This window comes from Candidatus Hydrogenedentota bacterium (assembly GCA_019695095.1).
Classification (GTDB): Bacteria; Hydrogenedentota; Hydrogenedentia; order Hydrogenedentales; family SLHB01; genus JAIBAQ01.
Map to the genome: position 1 here is coordinate 1 of JAIBAQ010000213.1, position 9455 is coordinate 9455.

Consider the following 9455-nt stretch of genomic DNA (forward strand, 5'->3'; position numbering starts at 1 on the left):
TCCGCGAGAGCTGTGGCGCTCAGTTTTGTGTATCCTTCGGACGACGCGCACCTACATCGAGAATTGAAGCGTCTTGGGCATCTGATGCCGGCATCAACTGCAATTGTGGCTGGGGGGCGCGCGGTAGAGGGTTATGCGACGTGTCTGGACGCAATTGGCGCGCGGCGAGTGACCTCCTTGGCCGAATTCCGAGACGAATTGGAGAGCCTGCGCTCCTGACTCTGCGACACTGTATCGCCCGATGCGTGGTCTGAATGTACCGGGAGTCTTCCTTTCGGAAGCAGTCATCGTACAGCCGGGTTGAATACAGGAGCCTAGACAGGCGTCTGTCTGGCAGGAGGTTTTCTGGATGCTTGCTTGGGTTGTTGTGTCGCTAGCGATGGGGGCTGCCGCGGAACCGCGGGTGTTTGCCCTTAACGCGGGATTGGATGTGTGGGACATTGCCGTGGCGGATTTCAATGGGGACAAGCATGGCGATATTCTGGCCATTTGTGCCGATCCGCTTTCGAGTCCGGTGAAGAAGCAGTTGGCGCTCTTTCTCGCCGACGATAAGGGGGGATACCCCGCGAAGCCAACTCTTGTTCAGGCGCTGGATCCCGTGGTGGGTGCGTTGTTCACCGCTGAAGTGACCGGACAAGCGCCGGTGGAAGTGCTGGCCGCGTCGGCGGGTGGCTGCAAGGCGTACGGGTACTCTGAAGGGCAACTGAAGGTAGTCCGCGACATTGCGTTTGTTTCGCTGTATCCAAGCGGGTCCAAGGAGCCCGCTTTTCTGATCAACGCGGCGGTCGACTTGAACGGCGACGGCTTGGACGAGTGGCTTGCTCCGATGCCGCAAGGTTTCGACGTACGCAATGCGGATGCGCTGCTTGCCTCCGTGCATTGTGATGTCGAATCGGGAGTCCGAACCGGAAGCGGCATGCAGATCAGCAATCGGTACCCGGCGTACAAGTCGTTTGCGCTTCCGAATTCGAAGAACAAGGCGCTGGCTTTTTTGAGCGGCGAGAATGCCGATTTTGCCTTCGGAGAGCAGTGGGGAGAGACACGCCGCTTCAAGATCCCGGTGAACCTGGGCGACAAGTGGGATACGAGTTCGGACATGAACGACATCAACGGCGATGGTGTTCCGGATCTCGTCGTGACCCAGACGCAGGGGACGATCAATTTGAGCGTACTCACGCAGGTCTACATCGCGAAAGGTCCGATGGACTACCCCAACGAGCCGACGGCTAAATTCGAGTCGAAGGGATCGTTTGCGGCGCCGATTCTGAAAGATGTCAACGGAGACAAGAAGCTTGATATGGTCTTTATCAACATTCCGTTTGGCGTGAAGTTTTTCGTGAATTTCTTCATGTTCCGCCAAGTGGGGGTCGACCTTCAGATTTATCTTTACAACGGCAACGGTTTCGGCAAGAAGCCGGATTATTCAACCAGTGTCTCGATTGCGGCTCCGGACGGCAAAGAGCAGAACGCGTATGTATTGGGTGATTTCAATGGCGATGGGAATACGGATGCCGCGTTTGGGGCGGGTTCCGACAAGTTGCTCCTGCATGCGGGGGGAGACGTCCGTTTCATTTCGCCGAAGCCGTATGCAACGGTCACGGTGCCTTCGTTTGGGGTGGCGCGCGCGTTCAAGTTGAACGATAATGCCGCCGAGGATATCGTGATTATTCACCCGGGGATCAAGAACAAGGAACGGATTGAGGCGCTGGTTTTCTAGGGGACTGAGCCCATGTTTGCAGCCATTCGATGGGATGCTGGGGCGGAAAGCAGGGAGAGACACGTCTCCGCTTCGCTGCGCTTGTGTCAGCCCCTGTTCTCCTCCGCTTTTGACTCTTCCTCGGGTCTACCAATATGTTGCCCCAATTACGATTCACTACACTAGCAATCGGGAAGTCCACATGAATCCTTTGGTCACATTTGAAGATCTGGACACGTGCATGGCGGAATCGGACACGGTTCCGGTTTTTGTGTTCAAACACAGCACGGCGTGTCCGATATCGTCGGGAGCTTATCGGTCCGTGGCCGAATACGAGAGCAAGAGTCATGAAGGCGATCCGCGCGTGTGGATGGTGAAGGTGATCGAGGATCGTCCCGTTTCCAACCAAATTGCCGAATTGCTGGGCGTGCAGCACAAATCGCCGCAGTTGATACTGGTTCACCATCGCGAGGCGGTTTGGTCAGCCTCGCACCATGGCATCTATGAAAAGCGAATTCGAGAAGTCGTGACCGAAAACCGTGGGCGTTTCCCGACGCGCGAGGGATGATCGCATGGCTAGGAAGTCTGCTTCGAAGAGGTCCGGGGTTGGGAGTGTCATCAAGGCGTTGACGGCATTGCCGTTGAAGGGACTTTCGAGCAGTCAGCCATTGGTGACGGCCGCGTTTCGTTTGCCTCTCATGAGCGTAGAAGCGCTTGTCGCCCTCGCCAAGGTGTACCGTGTGTCGCAGCGAGAGGTTCTGGGTCTTGTGACAGACCAGTTGAGCAGCCTGCGCAACAACAAAGACGCGATGAAGCTGATCGAAGAGCTCGCGGGACAAGTGTCTTTGAAGAATGCCTCTTTGCGGACTCAGGCATTGACGAAGGGATCGTTGATGTTCTTGAACGATCTGTCCGAGCGGCTTGGTATACCGCGCGACGCTATAATTGCCGGTTTTCTTAGCTTGATAGGAGCGGATGTTGAAGCCATCACTCATCGCCAGCGCAAGAAACTGCAGGAGGCATTGCGTGTTATCGAGGCCTTGCGTGCACAGGCGGAGTCCGCGGAAGCGGATCTGGTGAATGTGCTGGGCGCTGAGCATTCAATCTCATGGGAGTCTCTCACGTCGGGGGTGGTGCGAGTTCAGGATGAACTGAAGAGGGAGCTTCACGCGCTGAATCGAGCCATACCCAGGACAGTGTCTCCGATCGATACGCCGGTGGCCGCGCAGGCGCCCCGTGCGCGCAAGAAATCGGCGCAGGAAGGCAAGAAGGCCGCTGCACCGAAGAAGCGTGCTGCGGCAAAGAAGAAACCCACTGTCAAAACGAAATAGCATCCTTGTCACAAAAAGAAGACGCAGGGCCAACTCTGGATTGACCCTGCGTTCATATTTTGCGCGTCAGGCTATGCGATGTTGCCTTCCACCTCGGGTTCCGGAGTGCCGTGGTCCTTATTGGCGGCAAACCGCGGTACGAGCATTGGCACGCGTTTGCGGTATTCCGCATAGGGACGTCCGTGTTCGCGTTCCAGGTCTCTCTCTTCGAAGCGGATAGCAACGAGGATGTACGCCGTGGTTAGCAGCGAGAAGACCAAGTGCGCCATGGTCATGGTGGGCGTCGCCCAGAAGGCCATGAGCCATCCTACGTACAGCGGGTGCCGCACATGCCGGTACGGGCCCGGAGTTGTGAAGCGCAGCGGCGTGTATTCTCGTCCCAGCAGATTGAGCCATACTTGCCGAAGACCGAACAGATCGAAGTGATTGATTAGATAAGTTGTGGCCAGGACGGTGAGCCATCCCGTGACAGCCACCGCGTGCATCATGAACTTGGCAACCGGGTCGGTTACTTCCCACACGATCCCGCCCATTGGTCTCCATTGCCAGAAGAGGAGAATCAGGGCAAGGCTGGAGAACAGGACATAGGTGCTGCGTTCGGCGGCCTTGGGGATAACCTTGGTCCACATTGTCTTGAATCCCTTGCGCGCCATGATGCTGTGTTGAAGGGCGAAGACCATCAACAAAGCCACGTTGATCATAAGCGCCTTGCCGAACGTGTCCGTGGGCGTGGAATCGATAGACTTCGGAACATACACATTTGCGACAAACCCGATGGCATACAGAAACGATCCCAAGAAGGCGATGTAGCACGCCACCCCATACGCGAAAATCATTACTCTACTCATGTTCTTTTCCCTCACGTGTACGAAACATCTCCCAGAACAACCGGTCCACAACGGTGCGGACCTGTGCACCTACTTCGTTTCTCAGCTTCTGCTGAAGCATGTCCGCTGCGTCTGCTTCGGGAGACGAGACTTCGTCTTCCTGCTTGTGATGCTTTGGACACCGCGGCCTGGATCGGCTGTCGGGGTCTGTAATGCTCATCGTCTGCTCTCCTCGACCGTCCAGCCTTGCAGCGTGCGAACGGGCGTGCCGTCCGTCACGGATAGGAGTAGAGCAGGCCGTGTGCCAACGTGGCGCGTTTGCCTGTAAATGCTGATGAAACAGGAGATTACGCCGATTGGCGTGAATGAAAGTGGAATGGGGTAGACGGGAGATTCGTGAAATCTCGTGAGTGCCGCTCGCGAGATCTGGCGAGCGACATCGCGCGAAGTGGCTAACCCGGATTTCTCACGATCACACTTGAACCTCTCTCGCAACCAGTGTGTTTGCGAGACTTGCGGCGCAAATCGAAGCGGCTCTCCGAATACAGAGTGTGTTCGCGAGAGATCCTCATGGCATAACCTCAACGTCGTGCACGTGACCAATTTGCGTCGGCGCTCAATCGCGCCGGTGCACATTGCGGACTAAGGACTGCGTGTAATGCCCAACGCTTTGATGCGAGACGTCAGAGTGGATGGGCTGATGCCGAGCAGTTTTGCAGCGCCTTGTTCGCCGGCAATCTTCCAGCCGCAGGATTCGAGCGCGCGAGTGATGTTCTTGCACTCGAGTTCTTTGAGTTCGTCGCACGTCATGACGTTTTCTGGGGCGGCGGCTGTTCTTGGATCATCGGACTTTCCGGTCGTCGGGCCGAGCGCACGCGCCAAGTTTAGTTGACCATCGCGCGCGGTTATGACAGCGCGCTCAATCACGTTTTGGAGTTCGCGCACGTTGCCAGGCCAGGAGTACTCGGTTAATCTGCGAGCGCATTCGGCAGTGAGCGGCGCGATAACGCGGCCGTGTTCGTTGGCGATTCTGCGAGCAAACGAATCTGCGAGAACAATAATGTCGTTTCCCCGTTCGCGTAGCGGGGGGATGTGGAGAGGAAAGACGTTTAACCGGTAATAGAGGTCTTCGCGAAACTGGCCCGATTTGATGGCAGCGTTCAGGTCCCGGTTCGTTGCGGCGATAACGCGCACGTTGACGCGTCGAGTTACGGAACTGCCAACAGGTTCGAATTCGCCCTCTTGGAGTACGCGAAGCAGCTTGGCCTGCAGGTCAAGTGACAGCTCACCCACTTCGTCCAGGAATATCGTTCCGCCGTCTGCAAGGGCAAAGCGGCCTTCGCGCTTCGAAGTGGCTCCGGTAAACGCGCCCTTTTCGTGTCCAAAGAACTCGCTTTCCATGAGCATGGCTGGTATGGCGGCACAGTTCACCTTGACCAGGGCGCGGTCCTTTCGATTACTGGCTTCGTGGATGGCCCGGGCTACGAGTTCTTTTCCCGTGCCAGTCTCTCCGTAGATCAGGACGGACGCATCGGTGCCGGCGACTTGCGATATATCCTCGAGAACTTGCTGTATCGGTTTGCTTGTGCCGAGTATTCCGCCGAAGAGGCGAGCCTCTCGGAGCTCTTGGCGCAAGTACTCTGTTTCAACGCTCAGGGTCCGAATTCTTCGTTCCGCTTCGATACGGTCATTGACGTTGCGCAGACTGAGCACATGAAACGATCTTGAGGTTACGCGATAGAGTGACAGTGTGGCTTCGGCAAAGAAGGATTCGCCGTTGCAGCATTTGACGGTGAGCATTCCGGGGATCCACGTGCACTGGTCGCCGGGGGGGCGCTGTCTTACTTGTTCGACAGACTGATTCAGGAGATCCAAATCTTCGCGCAGGAAGAAGTCCGAAATGGGACGTGTGCTGAGGCTGTTCGAGGTCGCGCTAAGCAACTTCTCACCGGCAGGATTGACGAACGTGATAAGGCCGTCGTCGTCAAATTCTATGAATGCGTCCATGGCACTGCCCAAGATGCTGGCGAGTTTTTGTTCGCGTTCCGCGGCGGCCTGTTCTGCACGGAGGCGCAGAAGCTCGGACCCCGCTCTGGCTGCAAAGATGCGGATGATCGCGAAGGTGCGCGGGTCCTCGGGCATGGGTCTCGTGTCCATGACGGCCAAGTGCCCCAAGACTTTGCCGTGAGGGTCTTTGAGGGGAACCCCCAGGTAGCTTACCGCTCCGATCGTTCTTAGGTCGGAATCCTGGGGATATAACGCAAGAATGTTGTCGGGGTAGTGGACCATTCGGGCTCCATCCACGACTTCCTGGCAGGGGGTTCCGTCAATAGCGATTTCCCAGTCTGGAATCCAGTCTTCGCCCATCCAAAAGGAAAGGGCTCGCAGGCGGCGGCACTCTTCAAGGTATTCGGTAACCCATGCACCGTGTGTATTGAGGGCTTCGGCGAGGTTCTTGACGAGTGCGGCGAAGAATTGCTCGCCGGTCTCCGTTGCGGTGCCTTCGACGATGCTGCGAAGTGCGGCGTACTCGTCGGGCAGGCGCAACGGTTTTCTGACCTGACTTGCCATGATGCCGCTCCCTGAGTTAACCCAAAGTCTGCACCTGCACAACTGAGTCTCGGAGCAAATCGCTCTGATTCCCAGCTATGCCGTGAGGAGTTCTTACAGCCACACATTGCTTGCGTTAGCCTGTGCTTTATTTGCACAGCAGGACTCGCAAATGTGCTGGTAACGAGCCTCTGTTCGTGAAAAATCCGGGTAAGACAGCCTGAGTTGCCGACGCGTCCGTCGACGGTTAAGTGTAACACACTGCGAAAGCGTCAAGTCGAGTAGGCTCCGGCAGACCAGAAAGAGTCCAAACTGCGGTAGAAGCGCACGAGAATGGAAGAAATAAATGCCGGAATCAGACAACGTTGTCTATTCGAGGATTGGCATGAGGCGACAAATGCGACGGATGCCCGGATGCTCGTTGAGGGTCGCGGTGAACATATTGAAGATGCAAGCCTAGGTTTTATATGTACTTAACAATGGTGCATTGACAACCGCAGTGTCGGTAAGGTATCGTATGAATTGGTAGACAACGATGTCGAACCTTTGAAGAAGTCTTATAGTTGATGCCTCATGCACAGAAAATGAACTCTGGATTCGGTTGATTGCTCTATGGCTGCGACCAAGACACGCCCCAAGAAGTCCCGCGTTGGTAGTACGTCTCGTACGATGTTCGACGTTGCGCGGCGCGCGGGTGTGTCTGTTAAGACGGTCAGCCGTGTGGTCAATGGAGAGCAAGGAGTCAGCGAATCCACGCGATTGAGGGTGACCCGATTCATAGAGCAGCTGGGTTATTACCCGCACAAAGGGGCGCGCAGCCTTCGTACGGAACCGCGGGATTGTATTGGAGTGACGATACCGGCCCCGGTCGAGCAGGTCCCCGTGAGGGACACGTTTTTTGTGCGACTTTTTGAGGCGTTCTATAGAATCTATGGCAAGCAGGGGAAATACCTGATATTTGACCTCAATCCGTACCGCAAAGACACGCACATTTGTTATGCGCGAGGCCTGTGGGAACAGCGCTACTGGGGGTGTGTACTTTGTGGCCCGTTGAAGCTTGGGGATACGACGCTGGTACGGATTCATAATTCTGGACAGCCCTATCTGGCGATGGGCCGCTTGGATTCACTTCCGGATTGTTCGAGTGCGACGGTGGATTACGCAGAGGCGTCTCGGTTGTCCGTGGCGCATTTGGTCGAATCGGGGCACACCCGCATTGGATTGTTGCGAGGATTCGAGGGGTTTCAGTCGGGAGTGGATCGTGAGCGGGGATACCTTGAGGGTATAGAGGCCGCAGGCTTTGCGCCCGATCCTCGATTGGTCAAGTCGACCAAATTCAGTAAAGGCGACGTGACTGCCAAGGTGCACCAACTTCTGAGCGATACCAGTGTGACAGCGGTCATCGACGCGAGCGGTTCCGAGAATGCCGAGGAGATTCGCGAAGGGTGTTCGCGTGCCGGGCGCGTGCTTGGCAGGGACGTGGAATTGTTGCCTTGGACCTATACGGCCAATGCCTGTGTGCTCCGGGAGGCGGCCGCGCATGTGTGGCTGCCCGTATGGGAGGCAGCAGTCGATGGACTGGAGCAGTTCTCGTCGTGGTTCAGCGGAGAGAACAGCGGACCGGTGCAAGTAATGTATAAGCCGATACTCTCGAGAGCAAACATGTCGGAGGAAATGCCTGCCCCCGTGACCCTGTTTGGTCCTCGAGACTAGATACTATCGATTCTCTGTCCCACCCCCCCAAAAGGCTCCCCGGGCTTGCACAGAGGCCCGGGGGGCCTCCCATTTGTGCGCCCGGATATGGCGCAATCGAGTATTGATGCTTCAAATGACTTGGGGATTTGAGGTGAGTATACTCAATGGCTCGCCACGTGGATTTTGCCCAAGATGAGTGCCCGGGGCCTCGCGGCAGCGAGACTTTAGCTTAGTGCGGGGCGCGTAACTGATTGCGTAATGATTGGCGCAGTCGCGGAGATGAACTGAGTATGAAGGCTGTAGTTACCGGCGGCGCCGGTTTCATTGGTTCGCATGTTGTTGACACGCTCATTGAGCACGGTCACGACGTGGCCGTAGTTGATAATCTGGTTACAGGCAGGAAAGAGAACCTCAACGCGCGCGCGCGATTCCACCAGGTGGATATTTGCGACGCAGCGTTGCAGGAAGTATTCGCTCAGGAGCGGCCTGACGCGGTATTCCATCTGGCGGCGCAGATGGACGTGACCAAGAGTGTGTCCGACCCGGGATTTGATGCCAAAGTGAATGTGCTGGGCCTTATCCAGGTGCTGAATCTGTGCAAGGAATTCGGTACGAAACGCATCATATTCTCATCAACCGGTGGAGCCATTTACGGAGCGGCAAAGGACTATCCTGCCACCGAACTCACGCGGCCAGAGCCACTCAGTCCCTATGCGGTGAGCAAATTCGCGGGCGAAGAATATATCAAGATGTATGGGAGAGTGCATGGATTGACGTGGGTCGTATTGCGGTACACGAACGTCTTCGGACCGAGGCAAGTGCCCCACGGAGAATGTGGAGTGTGCGCGGTGTTGACCGACCTCATGCTACACGGCAAGCAACCGACGCTGTTCGGATTCGGTGAACCGATTCGTGACTACGTCTACGTGGGCGATGTGGCCCGCGCCAATTTGTTGGCGCTGGAGAAGGGCGATAACGAGACCATTAATGTTTGCTCGGGCGCGCCTACCACGGTGAATCAGATCTTTTCGGCGCTGAAGACGATTATCGGTTTTGACCAGGAACCTATCCTGAAGCCCTTGCGCCCTGGCGAAGTGGAACGCAGTCTCGCGTCGAACGAGAAGGCGGCACGTATACTAGGGTGGAGACCCACCGTGAACCTTGAGCAAGGACTGCGCGTGCTACTGGAAACGACGCAAGGCTGACTTGGAAGAGGTTCAACAAGGTCTGAAAATTCGACCGAGAACCCCATCACATGCTATTATCTGTTTCCTTCTCGGGGCGGTTAGCTCAGCTGGTTAGAGCATCTGCTTTACACGCAGGGGGTCGGGGGTTCGAATCCCTCACCGCCCACCA

General features: G+C 56.4%; 9 protein-coding genes and 1 tRNA gene. 7 read left to right on the forward strand and 3 right to left on the reverse strand.

From position 1 onward, the window contains the following. From K1Y02_22790 to K1Y02_22805, 4 genes are all read left to right on the forward strand, one after another. A partial coding sequence (locus tag K1Y02_22790) for a transcriptional regulator (protein ID MBX7259208.1) occupies positions 1 to 219 on the forward strand: 219 nt, incomplete at its 5' end. Between the two features lie 130 nt (positions 220 to 349). After that, entirely contained in the window at positions 350 to 1717 is a 1368-nt protein-coding gene (locus K1Y02_22795) for a VCBS repeat-containing protein (protein ID MBX7259209.1), read from the forward strand. A gap of 181 nt (positions 1718 to 1898) precedes the next feature. Continuing rightward, the gene (gene ytxJ / locus K1Y02_22800) at positions 1899 to 2264 is read left to right on the forward strand and encodes a bacillithiol system redox-active protein YtxJ (protein ID MBX7259210.1); all 366 of its coding nucleotides are present in this window, start codon (positions 1899 to 1901) and stop codon (positions 2262 to 2264) included. 4 nt (positions 2265 to 2268) lie between these two features. Further along, complete coding sequence (locus tag K1Y02_22805) at positions 2269 to 3027, forward strand: hypothetical protein (GenBank protein MBX7259211.1); 759 nt, start codon at positions 2269 to 2271, stop codon at positions 3025 to 3027. Between the two features lie 71 nt (positions 3028 to 3098). On the opposite strand, the gene K1Y02_22810 is transcribed toward K1Y02_22805, so the two are convergent. From K1Y02_22810 to K1Y02_22820, 3 genes are all read right to left on the reverse strand, one after another. Further along, entirely contained in the window at positions 3099 to 3875 is a 777-nt protein-coding gene (locus K1Y02_22810) for an isoprenylcysteine carboxylmethyltransferase family protein (GenBank protein MBX7259212.1), read from the reverse strand. After that, positions 3868 to 4074 carry a hypothetical protein gene (locus K1Y02_22815; protein ID MBX7259213.1) on the reverse strand — a complete coding sequence of 69 codons (207 nt, stop codon included), beginning with the start codon at positions 4072 to 4074 and terminating at the stop codon, positions 3868 to 3870. The genes K1Y02_22810 and K1Y02_22815 overlap by 8 nt, the downstream gene beginning before the upstream one ends. Positions 4075 to 4496: 422 nt before the next feature. Further along, positions 4497 to 6425: a sigma 54-interacting transcriptional regulator gene (locus K1Y02_22820; protein MBX7259214.1), complete on the reverse strand. Its 1929-nt coding sequence runs from the start codon at positions 6423 to 6425 to the stop codon at positions 4497 to 4499. 591 nt (positions 6426 to 7016) lie between these two features. On the opposite strand from K1Y02_22820, the gene K1Y02_22825 reads away from it, so the two are divergent. From K1Y02_22825 to K1Y02_22835, 3 genes are all read left to right on the forward strand, one after another. Continuing rightward, positions 7017 to 8117 (forward strand): LacI family transcriptional regulator, encoded by a 1101-nt coding sequence (locus K1Y02_22825; GenBank protein MBX7259215.1) that lies wholly within the window; start codon positions 7017 to 7019, stop codon positions 8115 to 8117. A gap of 272 nt (positions 8118 to 8389) precedes the next feature. Beyond that, positions 8390 to 9304 carry an NAD-dependent epimerase/dehydratase family protein gene (locus tag K1Y02_22830; GenBank protein ID MBX7259216.1) on the forward strand — a complete coding sequence of 305 codons (915 nt, stop codon included), beginning with the start codon at positions 8390 to 8392 and terminating at the stop codon, positions 9302 to 9304. Positions 9305 to 9378: 74 nt separating this feature from the next. Continuing rightward, positions 9379 to 9455: transfer RNA gene (locus tag K1Y02_22835), tRNA-Val, on the forward strand.

Coding starts and splice junctions, on each gene's coding strand:
- K1Y02_22795 (MBX7259209.1), top strand. CDS start 350: ATGCTTGCTTGGGTTGTTGTGTCGCTAGCGATGGGGGCTGCCGCGGAA.
- ytxJ (MBX7259210.1), top strand. CDS start 1,899: ATGAATCCTTTGGTCACATTTGAAGATCTGGACACGTGCATGGCGGAA.
- K1Y02_22805 (MBX7259211.1), top strand. CDS start 2,269: ATGGCTAGGAAGTCTGCTTCGAAGAGGTCCGGGGTTGGGAGTGTCATC.
- K1Y02_22810 (MBX7259212.1), bottom strand. CDS start 3,875: ATGAGTAGAGTAATGATTTTCGCGTATGGGGTGGCGTGCTACATCGCC.
- K1Y02_22815 (MBX7259213.1), bottom strand. CDS start 4,074: ATGAGCATTACAGACCCCGACAGCCGATCCAGGCCGCGGTGTCCAAAG.
- K1Y02_22820 (MBX7259214.1), bottom strand. CDS start 6,425: ATGGCAAGTCAGGTCAGAAAACCGTTGCGCCTGCCCGACGAGTACGCC.
- K1Y02_22825 (MBX7259215.1), top strand. CDS start 7,017: ATGGCTGCGACCAAGACACGCCCCAAGAAGTCCCGCGTTGGTAGTACG.
- K1Y02_22830 (MBX7259216.1), top strand. CDS start 8,390: ATGAAGGCTGTAGTTACCGGCGGCGCCGGTTTCATTGGTTCGCATGTT.